At 64.4% G+C, this 16,811-nt stretch carries 15 protein-coding genes and 1 pseudogene; 6 read left to right on the top strand and 10 right to left on the bottom strand.

What is annotated here, in order from left to right:
* Window positions 1-4: 4 nt before the first annotated feature.
* Both D7D94_RS03275 and D7D94_RS03270 read right to left on the bottom strand, forming a co-directional pair.
* Entirely contained in the window at window positions 5-844 is an 840-nt protein-coding gene (locus tag D7D94_RS03275) for a transposase (protein ID WP_156241196.1), read from the bottom strand.
* Between the two features lie 48 nt (window positions 845-892).
* Window positions 893-1,066 (bottom strand): hypothetical protein, encoded by a 174-nt coding sequence (locus tag D7D94_RS03270; RefSeq protein ID WP_156241195.1) that lies wholly within the window; start codon window positions 1,064-1,066, stop codon window positions 893-895.
* A 68-nt stretch (window positions 1,067-1,134) separates the two neighbouring features.
* Here D7D94_RS03270 and D7D94_RS03265 point away from each other — a divergent pair, with 68 nt between their 5' ends.
* A complete protein-coding gene (locus tag D7D94_RS03265) occupies window positions 1,135-1,860 on the top strand; it encodes a hypothetical protein (RefSeq protein ID WP_156241194.1) in 726 nt (241 codons plus the stop codon).
* Window positions 1,861-2,754: 894 nt separating this feature from the next.
* Here the strand turns inward: D7D94_RS03265 and D7D94_RS14430 are convergent.
* The 8 genes and pseudogenes from D7D94_RS14430 to D7D94_RS03235 all read right to left on the bottom strand — a co-directional run bounded on the left by D7D94_RS14430 (window position 2,755) and on the right by D7D94_RS03235 (window position 11,692).
* Window positions 2,755-3,120 carry an RICIN domain-containing protein gene (locus D7D94_RS14430; RefSeq protein WP_246171911.1) on the bottom strand — a complete coding sequence of 122 codons (366 nt, stop codon included), beginning with the start codon at window positions 3,118-3,120 and terminating at the stop codon, window positions 2,755-2,757.
* Window positions 3,121-3,165: 45 nt separating this feature from the next.
* Window positions 3,166-4,077 (bottom strand): annotated as a pseudogene (locus D7D94_RS14425) (glycoside hydrolase family 66 protein); the annotation flags it as partial.
* 27 nt (window positions 4,078-4,104) lie between these two features.
* On the bottom strand, window positions 4,105-5,280 hold the full coding sequence (locus D7D94_RS14330) for a glycoside hydrolase family 66 protein (protein ID WP_216648684.1): 1,176 nt from the start codon (window positions 5,278-5,280) through the stop codon (window positions 4,105-4,107).
* A gap of 51 nt (window positions 5,281-5,331) precedes the next feature.
* Window positions 5,332-7,062: a glycoside hydrolase family 13 protein gene (locus tag D7D94_RS03255; RefSeq protein ID WP_156241193.1), complete on the bottom strand. Its 1,731-nt coding sequence runs from the start codon at window positions 7,060-7,062 to the stop codon at window positions 5,332-5,334.
* Window positions 7,049-8,650, bottom strand: coding sequence for a glycoside hydrolase family 66 protein (locus D7D94_RS03250; protein ID WP_156241192.1), 1,602 nt, complete (start codon window positions 8,648-8,650; stop codon window positions 7,049-7,051). The genes D7D94_RS03255 and D7D94_RS03250 overlap by 14 nt, the downstream gene beginning before the upstream one ends.
* A 2-nt stretch (window positions 8,651-8,652) precedes the next feature.
* Window positions 8,653-9,420: a carbohydrate ABC transporter permease gene (locus D7D94_RS03245; protein WP_216648683.1), complete on the bottom strand. Its 768-nt coding sequence runs from the start codon at window positions 9,418-9,420 to the stop codon at window positions 8,653-8,655.
* A gap of 71 nt (window positions 9,421-9,491) precedes the next feature.
* Window positions 9,492-10,421, bottom strand: a complete 930-nt coding sequence (locus tag D7D94_RS03240; protein WP_246171861.1) for a carbohydrate ABC transporter permease — start codon at window positions 10,419-10,421, stop codon at window positions 9,492-9,494.
* Entirely contained in the window at window positions 10,421-11,692 is a 1,272-nt protein-coding gene (locus tag D7D94_RS03235; protein ID WP_246171860.1) for an extracellular solute-binding protein, read from the bottom strand. Before D7D94_RS03235 ends, D7D94_RS03240 begins: the two co-directional genes overlap by 1 nt.
* 278 nt (window positions 11,693-11,970) lie before the next feature.
* On the opposite strand from D7D94_RS03235, the gene D7D94_RS03230 reads away from it, so the two are divergent.
* The 5 genes from D7D94_RS03230 to D7D94_RS03210 all read left to right on the top strand — a co-directional run bounded on the left by D7D94_RS03230 (window position 11,971) and on the right by D7D94_RS03210 (window position 16,707).
* Complete coding sequence (locus D7D94_RS03230; protein WP_246171859.1) at window positions 11,971-12,954, top strand: ROK family protein; 984 nt, start codon at window positions 11,971-11,973, stop codon at window positions 12,952-12,954.
* Between the two features lie 452 nt (window positions 12,955-13,406).
* Window positions 13,407-14,069, top strand: a complete 663-nt coding sequence (locus D7D94_RS03225; protein ID WP_343032142.1) for an RNA polymerase sigma factor — start codon at window positions 13,407-13,409, stop codon at window positions 14,067-14,069.
* A complete protein-coding gene (locus D7D94_RS03220; RefSeq protein ID WP_173024228.1) occupies window positions 14,044-15,111 on the top strand; it encodes a hypothetical protein in 1,068 nt (355 codons plus the stop codon). The genes D7D94_RS03225 and D7D94_RS03220 overlap by 26 nt, the downstream gene beginning before the upstream one ends.
* Window positions 15,112-15,337: 226 nt before the next feature.
* Window positions 15,338-16,360, top strand: coding sequence for a hypothetical protein (locus tag D7D94_RS03215; RefSeq protein WP_156241186.1), 1,023 nt, complete (start codon window positions 15,338-15,340; stop codon window positions 16,358-16,360).
* Window positions 16,357-16,707: a GntR family transcriptional regulator gene (locus D7D94_RS03210; protein ID WP_156241185.1), complete on the top strand. Its 351-nt coding sequence runs from the start codon at window positions 16,357-16,359 to the stop codon at window positions 16,705-16,707. Before D7D94_RS03215 ends, D7D94_RS03210 begins: the two co-directional genes overlap by 4 nt.
* The last annotated feature ends 104 nt before the right edge of the window (window positions 16,708-16,811 follow it).

The following is a 16,811-nucleotide window of genomic DNA, read 5'->3' as shown; positions in this document are numbered from 1 at the left end:
GGGACTACTCCCCCGCGGCCGCCCGCGCCTTCTCGAGCGCGCGGCGCGCGGCCGCCGTCGAACGCGACGCCGTGTCGGCCTCGTCGCTGAGGTCGACGAGTTCTTGTCTCAGGCGCTCCGCCTCGCTCTCGGCCTTCGCCAACTCGGCCTGCAGCGCGGCGACCCGCTCGGTTGCGCGACGGATGCCGTCGTCCGCCTTCTCTCGCCGCAATGCGACGTCGGCCTCGGTGCGTTCCGCGCGCTGGAGCTCCCTCTCCGCCTCGCGGACCGCCGCCCGCGCGCGGCGCCGCGCATCGCCATCCGACCCCTTGTTCTCGGAAGCCGTCGCACGCTGAGGTATGGAGCCGGAAACCGCGCCGTCGAGGTCGGCGGGGAAGGCGCCGGTTGCCTCGAGAGGGCGCAGCAGCCGCCCGGATGCGACCGCCGTCGCCGCGTCGGCGTCGAACATCGCGGCATTGAACGTCTCCTGCACCGCATCGATCGCGCTCGGAGAGACACGCACGCCCCGGTCCTTCGCGATGCCGGCGGCCTGCTGCGCGAGCTGGCGCACGAGCTGGCGGCGCTGGCGTCCAAGGGCGGAGAGGGTCTGCGCGTCGAGCTCCGCCTGCGCCTCGCGCAGCGCCGCTGCCAGCTCGAGCGCCTGCGCGATCTCGTCCGGCCGGTCCTGCACGAACACGTTGACCACCCACGCGGCGAGCAGCGGTTTCCGGAGTCCGCGCACTGCGGCGGCGAGCTCTGCGTCGGCGAGATCCTTGGCGCGCGCGGTGCGAGCCGCGACGAACTCATCCGGCGGCACCGCGGCGAGTTCGACCGCGATGTCGTCGAGCGTCGCCTCCGCTGCCATCCGCTCATTCTGCCGGATGGCCGAGGCGGCCCGGGTGCCCCGCTCTCGTCAGTGATCGGGTGGGTCGAGGGTCGCGCACTGCGCTGTGGTGCTGTCGCAGTAGCCGCCGTAGGGCAGCCGGCGCTCAGTCTGCTGAGCGATGAGGACCCCCAGCACGATGACGAAGATCGCCATCGGCACGAGGCTCAGCGCGACCTTCGCGGAACCCTTCATGGCGGCCATGATCCTCTGTCGCACTCCGCTGTCGCACCCCATCGCTGTGCGGAGATCGTTCCGCTAGCGTGACCGCCATGAGCACCTCGGCCATCGCTCGCACCCGCCACTCGGCGGGATCGATGTCGCGCACTGCCACGATCGCGACGGTCAGCGCTGCCGTTCTCCTGGCGGCGTCCGTGCCTCTGCAGCTGATGGCCTCGTCTCGCCGCTGGACGCAGTGCCCGCGCTTCGTCGGCGACGAGAACGACACGAGCATGTGCGGCCTGCTCGAGGACCATCTCTTCGACTATCAGAATCCGTCCGCGCCGTGGACGGTGATCGACGGTGCCGCTCAGCTCTTCGGCGCCGGCCTGATGCTCGTCGCCGTCGCCGTATTGGTCGCCACCCTTGGCGTCGCACGCCCTCGCGGACCGCTGCTGTGGGCATCCGCCGCTGTGACCGCCGCGGCCTTCGCCTTCGGCGGCGTCCACGCTCTCGCGTCCGGTCAGCTGGGTTCTCCCTCTGCGCTCACCGGGTGGACGGCTCACGTCGCCGTCCTCGGTCAAGTGGCGTGGGTCGCATGGTGGGCGACGACCTACGTCCGCGCTCCCCTGCTCGCGCTCGCACTGCTGCCGACCGGGCTGTTCACGGCGGGCGGCGGCGTGGTTGTCTACGCCATGGCTCCGCTCTTCGTCGGCTACTCCTCGTACGACACGACTCCGTGGAGCGAGTCGATCCCCGCGTACGGGACGGGGTTGAGCGCTCTTGCGCTGTTGGTGACGCTCGTGCTGCGCAGGAGGAGCACGACTGAGCGCGAATGACGTCGCCCGCACGCCCTCGGGCGAGGACGGGTGGGCCGCTGCTCAGCGCAAGCGCACGACCTCGAAACGTGACGGCCGAGGCATGAGTCGCGCAGCTCCGCGGTCGCGCGACCGTTTGTCTGGACGCTGGTCTGGCTCATTCCGATGGTGTCGCTCGTCGTCGAGATCGTCCTGAGCGCGAAGGGGACGACGGACTTCGAGGGCGCCTGGGACGGGAACACTACGAAGTCATGAACTACGCGGTGTGGCCGGCGCGGCCCGCGCTGCTCGCCACCGGAGTGCTCGGCTTCACTGCCGCTGCGATCGCCACCGCCGTGATTCTGACTCCGCGGTCCGCAGTTGAGTAGCGGCGTCCCCGCGCTCGAGACCGGGCACGTGACCGTGTAGCGTTTGAGGCACCTTCACCGGGCAATTTTGCGGGACAGGTATACGGGAATCGGGCCGGTCAGGCAGGTATCCGAAAAGTCGGCTTCTTGACGCCAAGGAAACGCGTGTAGCGGTGAAGGACCGTCTATCGGGACACCGCCCGAAGCATAGCTACGCACGAAATGATCCTTGGGAGGGCGCATTCGCTCGGCCCTGCAGTCGCGCCGAAAGGGTACTGCCCGCGTTTCGGCGTGATTCGGTTTCGGCAAGGGGTTTCGGTGTTCAAGGTAGCGGCGTGTCGCGCTGCTGACCAGCTATGCGGGCCCGTGCGCCAGAATCGATCGTTTCCGGCGTGACGGTCCGCAACCCGGGAATCGCCAATCGTGCGAGCCGGACGCGGTTGGTCCGCCCAGCAACGGCCTCGTGCGTGGCAAAGCTCGAGGGGTCGCGCGGCCCACTACCCGCTGTACAGGTTGATGTCGGCGACGTTCGGTGGGGGCGCTGACACCCCCACCGAACGTCTGCGGTTTACTGCGGTGTGGTCCACTTCTGGCTTGCGCCGGTGTGACATGACCAGAGGTGAACTCGAGTGCCGTTCGTGAGCGATCCGCCCACGATGTCGAGGCATTTGCCGCTAGCGGGGTTGCGGTACTGACTCTGCCCGGTGCGTTCCCAGGTCTGGCTGGCTACGGAGGAGCAATCCCACAGGTGGGCGAGTGTTCCGTCCGCGGTGCCCCCCGCGACCAGGTCGAGGCATTTGCCTAGTGCCTGCAGCTTGTTGTTTGAGTAGGTCCAGTCCATCGCGGGGACGCTTGCACAATCCCACACCTGTACCGCGGTGCCGTTGGCGGTGTTCCCACCTGCGACGTCCAAGCACTTGCTTGCCTGCGTCACGACGTTGCCGTTATCTCGCGTCGAGTCTCCGAAGTAGACGAAGCTCCAGTTCTTGAGCTGGGGGACGGTGAAGGAGACAAATTTGCCGCCCCCGTCTGTGCCCGTTGTGAAGTTCAGAGTCTGGGAACGTCCGCCGTTGTCTGGACTTGCGACGCGGATGGTGGAGGGGAACGGCTTGTCGTCCAAGTAGTACTTGACCGGCAGGTTCGTCAGCGCAGGTGCGGACGCAGCAGGCTCGCGCCAGCGATCGTCGTTGCCCTCCAGGTTGATGAGGTGCAGGATGTCCCGTCCGTCGTTTCGCATTGGCGTCGCCCAGATGGTGTCGGCGGTGCCGTCGTCGCTGACCGTGTGTCCCGTCACTTCGACTGCGTTGGGAAGCTGGCGCAGCGTGGGTCCGTAGAACAGGTTTTCGTATCCCGTGACCACGTCGTAGTAGGACCCCATCCATTTCTGGAGTTCGTTGCTCATCTGCTTGGAGTCGTCCAAGAAGTACGGAGCGACAAGCATCTGATCCCCCTGGCCCATCTCGATGTGCGTGGCCCCACTGGCCGCGAGTGCGGCGTTTGCGAGCTGCACGGAAGGGGTGTTGAAGGTTCCTAGGGTGATGCTGTCGAGGTTGATGAACCCCGTATCTGTGGACTCCACGGACACCTTGATGGTGTGATTACCAGCTGACAGGTAGGTGCCGAAGCCGGCTTCGGTGTTCCAGGCGTCCCACCCGTTGGTTGGGGACATCCGCAGCGTGCCCGTTTTCACACCGTCGACCCATACGGTTCTTGTTGCGGTGTTTCCGGTGCCGTTGGTCCAGGCGGGCACAATTCCGTACCGGCGCGACTCTGGAACGTTCACACTGAGAGTGACGCTGTCGCCGATGTCCCCGAACTGGTCAACGAATCCGGACCCCGAGTAGCCCGGGTGATTGGTGTTGGTGCCGACACCAACTCGGACTCCTGCTTCCGCCTCGTAGCGGTCGCCCGTGTTGCTTCAGTAGTTCAGGTATGCGGCGGTGACAGCTGCCTTTCCTCCGGACTGCGCACGCTGGGTGGCGAGGTAGTCCTGGACTTCGGCGTACGTCTCGTGGTTTTCCCACAGCTCGGTGTAGAGGTAGTCGCTGCTCGAGCTAGCGAGGGATGAGCCCGCGAACCCGTCGACCGCGTTAAAGCCGACAGGCTTGCCGGTCTGTTCGCGGGTGTCTGCAACGAGGTCACGGAATCCGATGGGGATGTCGACAGGGTTGCCCGCGGCATCGGTCATGCCGCCGTTCGAGGCGCCGTCTCCCCAGTTGCCGAGTTGGTCGATGTGGGTGCCGTCGAAATCGAACGTGTCGATTTGATCGGAGTACTGCGCGGTGATGTGGTCCCGCCAGTCGGTGTTGGTCGGATCCATGATCCACAAGTTGGTGTCGGGACGGTTGGGCAACATCTGGAACTTCCAGTCGGTGCCGTCTTTCGCGTACTTCAAGCGCCAGTCGGCGCTCACTCCGTTCGTAGTGAATCCCTCGAGGGCGGCGTAGCTCATGGAGTATGGCAACGCGGCCATGTTGAGCTCGTGTCCCGCGTCGATAAGTCCGGACACCGTGGAGGGGGCTATCACATCGCCGTTCCACGCGGTCCATGTGTCGACGAGCTCGCCCGAGCTGTCGCGCTCGATTGGGGCCTCGTGGCGCCACATCCAGTCGTAATACTGCAGCGCGTTGAGGTGATACTTCTCCGACAGTTCGGAAACGACTTCCTCTCGCTCGGTTGCAGTCATGCCGGCGGGGTATTCGTCGAGGTAGCCCATTCGTGGAAATCGTGTCCAGGTGCTGGAAACGTCGATCGCTGTCTGGGTCGCAGTGGTCCCCGCGTCGACGTGCACCATGTACCCGGTGAAGTCAGCGGTCGGTGGCGTGACGGTCCAGCTCACTGTTCCGGCTCCGGTGGCTTGGACAGTTCCCGTCTGTACGACGACACCGAGGTGCACCAGGGAGAACTGCACGCTGCCGGTTCCTGCGACCTCGGCGGTTACAGTGACCTGTTGACCGGGGGCGTATCGCGCCTTGTCTGTCCACGCGTCGCTTACCGTTGCGGCTGCGGCTGGTAGCGCTGGGAGCACAACCCCGGCCGCGACGAGGGTCGCGGCGGCGGTGATGCCAAGCAACCGATTTGTGAATTTCCTCACGTTCATTCTCCTGACTACGTTGTCGGGTGCCCACCCCTTGGAAGAAGGCGATCAGAGGCTGTAGACGCGGGCTTCCCACGGACGGAACTGCTGGCCGCTGGCCTGCCCGTCTGTCCAGTTGGAGAGCAAGAGACGACTCGACCAGATGGTGGGAAGTTCGTCGCTGAGGTCGACTCTGGTGTTCGTCGACGAGAGATTCGCGATCACGATCAGGGTTGCTGCTTCCAGACGGCGCTCGAATGCGAAGACCGCCCGCGAGTCCGTATCGATGCGTCGGAAGGACCCAAGAGCGACAACGGGGAGCTCGTGGCGCAGGGCGATGAGCGATCGGTAGTGCTCGAAGACAGAGCCGGGCTGTCCGTACTGCGCGTTTGCGTTGAGCCATGACGTGTTGGGGTTGACGTCGATCCAGGGCGTGCCCTCTGTAAACCCGGCGAGTGGGTGGCTGGTCCACTGCACGGGCGTGCGAGCGTTATCGCGTCCTATTCGGCGAATGTCGCGGAGCACTAGGACCTCCGAAGCGCCTGCGTCGACCTCGTGGGAGAGATGGTTGAGGCTTTCGATGTCGCGGAGCGAGGAGACGGTCGGGAATGGGTGATTCGTCATCCCGATCTCTTCGCCCTGATAGATGTACGGCGTCCCGCGCTGCATGTGAAGGATGGTGGCGAGTGCGGTCGCCGACTCCCGCCACCAGGTCTCGTCGTCACCGAACCTGCTAACGGGCCGTGGCTGGTCATGGTTGGACAGGTAGAGACTGTTCCAACCGGTCTCGGCGAGAGCGTCCTGCCAGGTTGTGAATGACTCGGCAAGGTCGCCCGGTCGCAGAGGTTGGTGCGCGAATTTCGAGCCCTCGCCGTGGTCGAGTCCCACATGCTCGAACTGGAAAACCATGTTGAGCTCGTGTCGCTCCGGGTCTGTGAACGCCTTCGCCTGCGTGGTCGTCACCCCGGGCATCTCGCCAACGGTCAGCATCCCGTCGCGTCCCGCAAACACCTCCCGGTTCATCTCCTGCAGGTACTCATGGAGGCGGGGACCGTGTGCGTAGAAGGAGAAACCATCGCCATAGCTGTCGAACGCACCAGGGGCGTCAGGGTAAGCGGGATCCTTCGAAATGAGGTTGATGACGTCCATTCGGAAGCCATCGACTCCGCGGTCCAACCAGCGACGCATCATTGCGTACACCGCCGCGCGCATGTCGTCGTTTTCCCAGTTGAGGTCAGGCTGACGGCGGTCGAAGAGGTGCAGGTAATACTGACCGGTGGTCGTATCCAGCTCCCAGGTGGATCCAGAGAAGAAGGACTTCCAGTTCGTGGGTTCGCTCCCGGGCCGTCCCGGAGTGGAGCCGGGGCGTGGATCCCGCCAGATGTACCAATCCCGCTTGGGATTGGTGATCGAGGACCGCGATTCGATGAACCACGGGTGCTGGTCGGATGTGTGGTTGACCACCAGGTCCATGACGATCTTGATGCCTCGGCGATGAGCTCCATCGAGGAGTTCGTCGAAGTCCGCAAACGTCCCGAAGACGGGGTCGATCTGCTCGTAGTCGCTGATGTCGTAGCCGTTGTCCGCCTGCGGTGAGCGGTAGATCGGTGACAGCCAGATGACGTCCACGCCGAGGCGCTGCAGGTGATCCAGGCGACCGAGGATGCCTCGCAGGTCTCCGATGCCGTCGCCGTTTGAGTCTTGGAAGCTTCGTGGGTACACCTGGTAGACGACTGCGCTTTTCCACCAGTCCTTCTTGGACCTGGAAAACACGTTGGATGAGAGCTCAGTAAGTGACATGCAGGACCTGCCAGACGTGGAGTGGAGGAAGCTCGGCGATGACGTAGTCACCCTCGATGCGAACGGGAACCTGGGTGAGACGGCCGATGCCGTCTGGGTCGGCGACGCGGATGCGGGGGGTGCGGCCCGGGATGTGTCGCATGCGAAGGGCGCCTCCGTCGACCGCGACAGGCAGCTCGCGGGCGGCATCCCACTGGGTGTCGACCTGCTGGGCGAGGTTGATGAGGTGGACGATCAGGTCTGATCCGTGCGACACCACTCGACGCCAGACGACGCCACCTCCTGGGTCAGATGCCACGGGGGCTGTGGGGTAGGTGACATCGAGGTCACCGTTGTACTCCCCCACATACGACGATGTCACCTCGTGCAGGTCGGAACTCATGAGGATCTCGTCGTGTTCGACGAGGAAGTCGTACCACCGAGCCAAGAAGGACAAGGTCTCCTCCGCGGCTTCCTGATTGCGCACGTAGTACGGGTCCACGAGCAGGTGCCCGCCCTCGCCTGCGAGCAGCTGAGTCGCACCGTGGGAGAAGAGCGTGGCCATGGTGAATGCTGTCGAGCGGTCGCCGGTCCGGGCGTCGACGCTGTCATAAATGTGCTGGTACGCGGCCAATACGATCGGTTGCCCGCCCGCGGCAGACCGCGCGCGGCGCGTGATGCGCGCGAGGGACTCGAGCGTGACGTTGGGTTCCCATGGCTCGATGTAGACGGCGTCTTGAGGGAGCGACGCGGTGCGCCACGTAGGAAAGTCGTTGACGTTGTTGAAGATGAGTCGCGCGTCGGGCAGCTCGTCACGGACCTGCGTGACCAGGGTGGCGAATGACTCCGCGACGTTCACCGCAGTGCCATCCGGTGTCGCCGCGAATTTGGGGTAGCCGTATTGATCCAGGTGGTAGCCGTCAAATCCCAGCGCGACGCTCGTCCGGCTGAGTTCGCCGCGGAAATGAGACAGCCATTCCGGCGCGGCAGGGTCGAGGATGAACAGGAAGTCGCCGAGTGCGTATGGTTCTCCGGTCGGGCGGAGGAGTGCGTGCTGCTTCCACGCCGGCCACTCTTCTGGTCCCGCCGCGTAGACGGCTGCGTATCCGATGGAGTCAGTGCCTACGTCGCGGTATGCCGCGATCAAGTTTCGGACGGTGTCCAGGCTGATGGTCTGGTCAAGGGCATCTGTGTAGCTCTCGCCCCCACCCATCAGGTCGGCATGCCGGTAGGCCCAGTCGTAGAACTGGATGCTGTTGAGGTGGAGGCGCCGGGCGAGATTTGCACAGGCAGTTGCATCCTTCCCGGGGCTGTAGCTCGCAACGAAGCCGTATCGCAGCCGTGCGCGGGGGGTGGAGGTGACCTCCACTGCCGTCCGACCGCAGAGCTCGCCATCGATTGTCAATTCGATGCCGTAGGAGCCTTCAGGCAGTGTTGGCCCATCCCAGCGAGTGACGTTCGCGACGGGGAAGCGAGAGACGATCTCTCCGAGCTTCCATACTGAGATTTCGCCCGAGTAGCTGCCGGACTCGGGCCGCTCGATATCGATGGAGATGCCCTGGCCTGGGGCATACGTCGCGCGCGTGGGCAGCAAGGTGGTGTCTGTCATGGTCATCCTTTGACGGCCCCCGAGGTGAGGCCTTGTACGAAGTGGCGCTGGAAAACGAGGTACACGACGATTACCGGGATGATGGCGATCACTGAGGCTGCGAAGACGAGGCCCCATTGGGTGGCGTTCTGCCCCTGAAAAAGCTGGATCGCGATCGGCAACGTCCGGTTATCGGGGTTGTTGATGATTGTGAGAGCCCACGCGAACTCGTCCCAGCTCGCCAAGAATGTGAAAATCGTCGCGGTTGCAAGCGCCGGTCGGGCGAGAGGGATGGCGAGTCGCCAGTAGCGAGTCCATGCGTTTGCACCGTCGATCTGCATTGCTTGATCAAGTTCTCCGGGTAACGCGGCGAAGAATCCTCGAAGGAGGAACACGTTGAGGGCGAGGGACCCCGCAACGTAGAACACGATGAGCCCCGCGAGGGAGTCGAGGAGGTTGAAGTACTTGGCCAGCACGAACTGCGGGATGATCAGCATCATCGCCGGGACCATGAGTCCTATGAGGAGAATCCGGAACACTACTTCGCGGCCCCGGAACTCGAATCGCGCGAATCCGTAAGCCATCATCGAGCTGATTAGTACGGACAGTGCCGTTGAGATGACGGCGACGATGACGGAGTTGGCGGCGTACCGCGCGAAGTCCTGAGTTGTCCACGCCTGCGCGTAGTTACTCCAGGTGAAGGGGTCTGGGATGAACTGCGGCGGTGTCGTGAGGACGAATGCTTGCGGCTTGAAGGACGTCGACAGCATGTACAGGAACGGCGTCGTCATCACTGCCGCGCCTGCGATCAGGGCAACGAGACGAAGGGCGGTGAGAGCGCGGGTGCCCTGTTGTCGGCGCCTCATGACAGTTCCTCATCGGTTCGGTCGCGGAAGACCCTCAACTGGATCACGGAGAAAACGAAGACGACGAGGGTGAGAAGGACTGCCAGGGCTGCCCCGTAGCCGAAGTCGAGGTTGGAGAACGCTTGCTGGTACATGAAGGTGAGCAGGACTTCCGTCTGGCCGCCCGGACCGCCTGCGGTCATCAGGAGAACGGACGTGAAAACGTTGAAGCCGCCGATGACGAGCATGACGATGACGAACAGCATCGCCGGCCAGATGGCGGGCACTGTGACCGCTCGGAACCGTTGCCACCAGTTCGCACCGTCAAGCGCTGCTGCTTCCTCGAGGGACTGGGGTACGCCCTGAAGGGCTGCGAGGAAGATCATCATGGACCAGCCGATGCCTTTCCACACGCCTAGCGCGCAGATGGCCACGAGCGCTGTCCACCGGTTCGAGAGCCATGAGGTGTCGGATCCGAGCACGAAGTTCACGAGTCCCTGGTCTGCGAACAGGTACTTGAACAGAAGGGAGACAACGACCCAGCTCGTCACTACCGGAAGGTAGAACAGCACGCGGAAGAGGGGCTGCGCTGGTGCCTTCGATCGCAACAGCATGGCGATCGCCAAACCGAGAACGATCTGGGGTGGCACGGTGAACAGCATGTAGATCCCGCTGTTCGCCAGACTCAACCAGAACCGGTCGTCGTTGAAGGCGCGAATGTAGTTGTCGAAGCCGACGAACTCGCTCGCAGCTCCGCGGAGGATGTTCCAGTCGTACAGGCTCATCTGGCCGGCCTGGACCATCGGGTACACGATGAATACAGCAAACAGAATCGCGCCCGGCATGATGAACAGCCACGGCGTCGCGTCGAAGCGCCGTGAACGATGGCTTGTGGGAACTGAGCGGGAGGCGACGCGCGCCTCCCGCTCAGTGGTGAGAGCTGTCACTAGTTCTGGTTCTCCGCGAGGAGCTCATCGATCTGCGCCGCAGCCGAGGCAAGAGCCGCTTCCACCGTGGTGGTTCCCTCGAAGGCGGGGACGAGTTCGGTGTTGAGGATGGTGTCCACTTCACCGGCCTGCGGGATCGGGAGTCGGGCCCGTGCGGTTTCAAGCTGGTCTGCGAATGCGCCGAAGTAGGGCACGAGTTCGGCCTGCTTCTCTGCCAGGGACGGCTTGACCGACATCTGGCCCGCCTGAGCCATCCCGAGCTGGTACTGCTCTGACTGGGTGAAGGCGACGAAATCGTACGCCGCGTCGGCATGAGCAGTGCCTTCGGTGACGACGATGCTCTCCCCGCCGACGACGCTGATTGATCCTCCGTCGCCTGCGGGCACAGGCGCATAGATTGGCTCAAAGTCGGGGTACTGCCCAGCCCAGATGTCCTGCATCCACGGACCGTCCAGAATGCTCGCGTAGGCGTTGGTCGGAAGGCCGTCGCTCGTGGACGTTGCACCCGTGTTGCCGGTGATCAGGTTGGGAATCTGCCCCGCTTGATATAGATCCACCAGAAGCTGCACACCCGACACGCTTTCCGGGCTGTCCAAGTAACCCGATGCTTTGGTCAGGTCCGAATCGGCGATGTCTCCGCCGGCGGACCAGATCCATGGCATCACATTCCACGCGCTCAGCCCACTGTCCGCGAACGCGGCAACATCCGTCCCCTCCAGAGCCTCAGCCATCTCGCGGAGGTCGTCGAAAGTTGCCGGCGGCGCCTCGATGCCAGCAGCGTCGAGTGCGGTCTTGTCGGTGACGAGGACGCGAGTGTTCGTGTTGAGCGGGAGGCCGTAGTAGTCGCCATTCCACGCCGTTGTCTCGAGCGTGCCAGGGTAGACATCGGCGGCCAGCTTTTTGAAGTCGGGCATCTCACCGCTGAGCTTGCGGTACACACCAAGCTGTGCGAACTGCGACACCCACCCGATGTCCGAGCGAATCAGATCAGGGAGCTCTCCTCCGGCCGCGCTCGTCGTCAGCTTCTGCTTGAGACCGTCGTACGGCATGTCGACGTAGTTCACCGACACCCCCGGGTTGGCTTCCTCAAACGCCGGGATCAGTTCGTTCTCCAGCACCTCCGTCTGGGCGCTGTTACCTCCATTGCCGTATGTTCCCCAGAAGGTGAGTGTGATGTCCTCGGCCGGCGCGTTCGCGGATGAACATCCGGCGAGGATGATGCCTCCAACAGCGACGAGTGCGCCGGCAGAAGCGAAACGTGTGTGCCTCATTGCAGTCTCCATTTCGGGCGGTTCCTGGACCGCCCAATTATTTGAGCATATGAAGTTAAAGAACTGCAAGTACCTGCTGTATCGTCTGCTTCGACAACATTTGCTTCACGGACGAAGAAATCATGGTTTGGGATCCGCGCGATCGAGCAGCTCAGGAAGTTGCCCTCGAGGTGCTCCTGCATGGCCCACTCAGCCGGACGGACATCGCTCGACGACTGAACTTTGCGCCGGCTACGTTGACGCGAGCTAGCTCCGAGCTGATCGCCGGAGGACTGCTCGTGGAGTCTGGCCAGATCGTCGAGGGTCGAGGGAGGCCGTCCACGCTCCTCGACGTTGTCGCTGAATCACATCACTTCCTGGGCGTCAAGGTGTCTGTGGACACGCTGACGGCAGTGGTCGTGAACCTCCGTGGGGAATCAGTTACACCCATACGGATCGTGAGGCATGAGGGTGATCCTCAAGAGGTTGCTGACTGCGTCGTCAGCCTCACCTCATACTTCTCAACCGAGTTCGTGCTCGATGGCATCGGCATCGCGGTTGGCGGAGTGGTCGGAGACGATGACCTTATCGAGTCTGCACCGTTCTTAAAGTGGAATGCTGTTCCCCTCGCAGCCATGGTCGAAGGAGCAACCGGCCTGCGAACTGCGTGCGCGAACGATCTGGAGGCTTACACACGGGCGGTGCACTGGTTCGGAGAAGGCTCCGGACACAGCAACTTCGCCGTCCTGACCCTCGGGGTCGGTGTGGGCTACGGATGTGTCGCTAACGGTGCGCCGCTACTCGGCCCCGACTCAGGTGTTGGCCTCGTCGGCCACTGGCCCCTCGATCCCCTTGGGCCAACCTGCAGCCAAGGCCATCGCGGGTGCGCCGAATCGATGTTGACCACTCCCTTCATCGAGCGCCAGGCAGCGGAAGCTCTCGGGCAACATCAGCCTTGGCCGAGCCTTCTCGACCTGCACCACCAAGGAAACGAGGCAGTCAGAAGCATATTTGAGCGCGCCGGACTAGCCTTCGGCAAGCTAGTGGCCGCCGTGGCGAACCTCACGGCGCCCGAGCTCGTCATAGTCGGGGGCGAGGGTATTGGGCTCATCAGAGACACTCTGCCTGCTGTCCAAGCCGCAGTCCTCCAACAGCGGGATCCCCGCGCATCCCCCGTGCCGATGGTCCTCACCACCGACTCGAACGAAGAGTGGTGCCGCGGAGCCGCCGTCCCTGCACTACAGCGATTCGTTCTCAACCGAGGCCACGCATCGGCGTCGTAGGCGTCGCTGTGGGTCGGCGGAGCGGTTTGGACCCTCACACCAACCGGACCGCATGGTCAGAACTATGCCGCCCCGACACCTCCCCGAAAACCCCCGCCGAAACCGGGTTTTGACACACGTTTGCGGCGCGGATACAAGCGCTGCTTCGCGATGCGACCGAAAACGATCGTTTTCGGCTGGCTCTAACGAGGACGTTCTAGTCGGGCAAGCCGCCGCGGAAGGGCGGATGCAGCGGAGTGAAGTGGGACCCGCACTCACCTCGCTCAGATCTCCGCGCAGGTGTCCCGGTGAAGGATCCCCTATCGCGTCACCCGCTTGCAGGTGGGCCGCCTCCCGTCGGCTGGTCTTCCTGGCGAGACGGAACGTGCGTCGAGGGGGACAGAATGATGTGAGCTCAGCACCCTCGGAGCGGGCCTCGTCTGTGCGCCCAACACGACCCGCCCATCTCGCTTGTGCGGCGGGCTCGAAGATTCTGTGAAGGGTTTGGACCGGAGAGAGCAATACCTAGTGTGAGCACAGACAGTGAGATCCTCTCCCGGTCGCGGGAATCCCCTCGCGCATTCGCGGAGCTCTTCGAGCGGCACTCGGCGTCGGTTGCGGCGTTCATCCGCCGACGCGTCGGAGCCGACGCTGTCGAGGACGTCCTCAGCGAGACGTTCCTCGTGGCATTCCGACGTCGCGGGGACTTCGATACTGCGTGGAAAAGCGCCCGCCCTTGGCTGCTCGGCATCGCCTCTCGGGTGATGAAGAAGCATCGTGCGGATGAGGTTCGGCAGTGGCAGGCTGCGTCGGCTTCTGCTCATCGTGAGGACTTCTCTTACGAGGGCGGCATCGACGGGGCGACCACCCGGCTGGATGCTGCAGCGGCGGTGCGCGGCCTGGCGCCGCGGATCGCCGCCCTGTCGGCGCGAGATCGCGAGACGTTGCTGCTGTACGCATGGGGCAACCTCACGCAAGAGGAGGTGGCCGTCGCGCTCGGTGTGCCCGTCGGCACGGTCGCGTCGCGGTCGAACCGGGTGCGACGAAAGCTCGCACCCCCAGGATCGCACACCGCGGCCCGGTTGACCTGGATGGGGAAGGAGGAGACAGATGGACGTCTTGGAGCAGGTGCGTGACATGAATCCCGATGCCACTTCGGTGAGCGAAGCAGACATCAACAGCGCCCGACAGAGGCTGCTGCGAGAGATCGCGACCGTCGACCGCGTCGGTGTGCGAGCCCGCCGGCGGTGGTTCGCTGCCACCGCACTGGTGGGAGGCGTGGCCACGGCCGCGGTCGCCGTCGGCGTCCTCGCTCCCGCCCAGGTCGATCCCGCCGCCGCGGCCGTCCTCGAAGATGCGGCGGACGTGACGATCACGGCGGTCGACACCACCCTCGCCCCGGGGCAGTACCTCCGCATCGAGGAGACGAGTGAGTCGCTCCTCAGATGGGATGCCGACATGGGAGATGACGCCGGAATGCGCTTCAACAACGCCAACCGTGCAGACGCGGAAGCCGGTCTCGTCGTCCAGGACACGCGAGCCCTCTACGTCCCCGCCGATCGCGCTGGGGACTGGGTCTGGGACGCAAGCGCGGACCAGCGGGTCACGACCTCGTACGGTGACCGGGCAGACGAAGCGACAGCGGACTGGGAAGCCAACGCCGCGGAGAGCAGCGGCTATTGGCCCGACATCCAAGTGCTTCCCGGAGGAGAGTACCCGGCAGCAGAAGGCGACACACACGAGTACCTGCTGGATCAGTACCGGCCGTACTACAACGAAATGCCACGCGACCCGCACGCACTTCTCGAGTGGTACCGCGCCGATTCCGGCGACTCCGAGGTCAGCGACCAGTGGGTCGTGGACGCGATGGCAGATACCCTCGCCGCGAACCTCATGCCCGCAGACCTGCGGGCAGCCACCCTCCGGGCACTCGCGCTCGTTCCCGGCATCACCCTCGAAGAGGCCGAAGGGAACCACGCATCCCTCGAGTACCGGTCCGGGAACTGGCTGAACACCCGTCTCACGCAGGTCACGCTCGACACGTCCACGGGCATGATCACCTCCCTCGCGCAGACCAGCACAAGCAAGATCGGCGGCAACGGGATCCTCCCCGACTCCGTCCCGGACACGCGCACCCTCGTCAAGACCACCGTCGTCGACGAGGCCCCAGGACTCTGAGCGAATCCATGCTGGCCCGCTCGCCACCACGGCGAGCGGGCCAGTGCCGCTTATGTCACTGACTCTTTTCGACGACGAGACGACAGCGTCCGGTAAGGGATGGCCTAGCGGCACACATCGGCCGGCTGATGCCTCCGCGGACTTGATCTGCGAGTTCAGTACAATTTCGTGCTACGTTCGCAGTACAAGGTATGGCCGGCGTGGTGCCGTCCGAGGAGAGGTCGAGATGTTCCTCACGTTCCTGCTTGATGTGAAGCGCATGCTTCCGCTGGAAGTCGCGCTGACGTTCGGCGTGGTGCTGTTCGCGCTCTCCTGGTTGCGGCCGCGCCGTTTGGTGTCGTTGCCTAGGACGGAGTACCGAGCCCGTGTTCTCCTCGTCGTGGGGACCGCGGGAGCGGCCCTTATTGTGCTGACCGCGTCGTTGATGAGTGCCGCTGCGGCGTTCACGTATGACGCGTCCGGTTATGACGGGTGGTGGCGTCGCCCTGCTCCGCTCGCTGTCGCTGTTCTGATTGTGTTGGGCGCGGGTGTGGCGCTAGCGCGCGTGCCGTTGCCGGCACCTGGGGACCGCGCCCTCGTGCCGCGCCAGAGATGGCGGGCGTTCCTCTCCCCGGCCCTGTTGTGGGTCACGGGCGCGACGACCGTGCTGATCGCAGTGACGGCGTTGTGGCACACGGTCATCGCCGTGTCTGCTCCCAGAGATGCGTCCTTCTTCGGACAGGTCCCCGAGTACACCTCGCTCCCCATCTTCATGAACTTCAACAGTGGACTCGGCTATGTGGCCGGTGCCGGCTGGCCGAATCACCTCGCCACCCTCATCGCTCTGCCGGTCGCCTTCGTCGTTCTCTTCGCCGTGTTGCGTGCCGACGCGAACCGCCCCTTGGCGCGCAGCGCTGCCGGCACCGGGGGCGCTCGCGCCGATCGGGAGGCGACGGCGCGGATCCTCGGTCTCGTCCTGCTGGCTGGACTTCTCGCCACACTCGGGGCTGTGTGGATGCATGTGGGTGCGGTCGGTGGGTCCGCGGTGGGTCTGGATGATCAGTGGGTAACCGAGGATATGTCAATCCCGCGGCTGATGATCTACGGCGGATACAACGAGATCGCACGTCCGCTGAACCTCACCGGTTACGTCGTACAAGGAGCGGGAGTTGCGTTGGCGCTCCGCCTCATCGTCGACATGGTCCGCGCAGCCTTCGCCGCCGGTCGGACGCAGGCGGCGACGCCCAGCACTGTCGAGACGGTGCGATGACCGAGCTGACGTCCGCGCCGAAGACAGCGGACGAGATCACGGAGCTCTTCCGCGGAGCAATCCGGTCCGGACAACTGGGAGACGGAGAACGCCTACCCACCGTGCGGCAAACCGCCCGAGACCTTGCCGTCGCTCAGGCCACTGCCGCCAAGGCCTACAAGACCCTCGAGCAGGAAGGGCTCGTCGTCACTCGCACGGCCGCGGGCACACGTGTCGCTCCCGGCGCCTCGCGCGCCCCCCAGGCGGTGATCGAGCGCATCCGCGCGGTAGCCGAAGCAAGCGAGGAAGCGAACATTCCCCTCGACGACGTCATCGCTATCATGCGCACACTCTGGAGAGCCCGGTAAGGGATGGCCTATCAGGACGGTCTCTGAGTAGCATCGGCCCATGGGCATGCGCAGATACCGACTTTGGGTGGGGTGGATCCTCGGCCCGATCGCTATTGCGTTGT

The sequence above is a fragment of the Microbacterium oryzae genome, assembly GCF_009735645.1.
Lineage (GTDB): Bacteria > Actinomycetota > Actinomycetes > Actinomycetales > Microbacteriaceae > Microbacterium > Microbacterium oryzae.
Note: the sequence above shows the minus strand (reverse complement) of the source record. Positions and strands in the feature narration are given on the sequence as shown.

Bases quoted from the DNA above. Each gene is read 5' to 3' on its own strand.
- D7D94_RS03275 (WP_156241196.1), bottom strand. From the start codon at position 844: ATGGCAGCGGAGGCGACGCTCGACGACATCGCGGTCGAACTCGCCGCG.
- D7D94_RS03270 (WP_156241195.1), bottom strand. From the start codon at position 1,066: ATGGCCGCCATGAAGGGTTCCGCGAAGGTCGCGCTGAGCCTCGTGCCG.
- D7D94_RS03265 (WP_156241194.1), top strand. From the start codon at position 1,135: ATGAGCACCTCGGCCATCGCTCGCACCCGCCACTCGGCGGGATCGATG.
- D7D94_RS03255 (WP_156241193.1), bottom strand. From the start codon at position 7,062: ATGTCACTTACTGAGCTCTCATCCAACGTGTTTTCCAGGTCCAAGAAG.
- D7D94_RS03250 (WP_156241192.1), bottom strand. From the start codon at position 8,650: ATGACAGACACCACCTTGCTGCCCACGCGCGCGACGTATGCCCCAGGC.
- D7D94_RS03245 (WP_216648683.1), bottom strand. From the start codon at position 9,420: ATGACGACGCCGTTCCTGTACATGCTGTCGACGTCCTTCAAGCCGCAA.
- D7D94_RS03235 (WP_246171860.1), bottom strand. From the start codon at position 11,692: ATGAGGCACACACGTTTCGCTTCTGCCGGCGCACTCGTCGCTGTTGGA.
- D7D94_RS03220 (WP_173024228.1), top strand. From the start codon at position 14,044: ATGGACGTCTTGGAGCAGGTGCGTGACATGAATCCCGATGCCACTTCG.
- D7D94_RS03215 (WP_156241186.1), top strand. From the start codon at position 15,338: ATGTTCCTCACGTTCCTGCTTGATGTGAAGCGCATGCTTCCGCTGGAA.
- D7D94_RS03210 (WP_156241185.1), top strand. From the start codon at position 16,357: ATGACCGAGCTGACGTCCGCGCCGAAGACAGCGGACGAGATCACGGAG.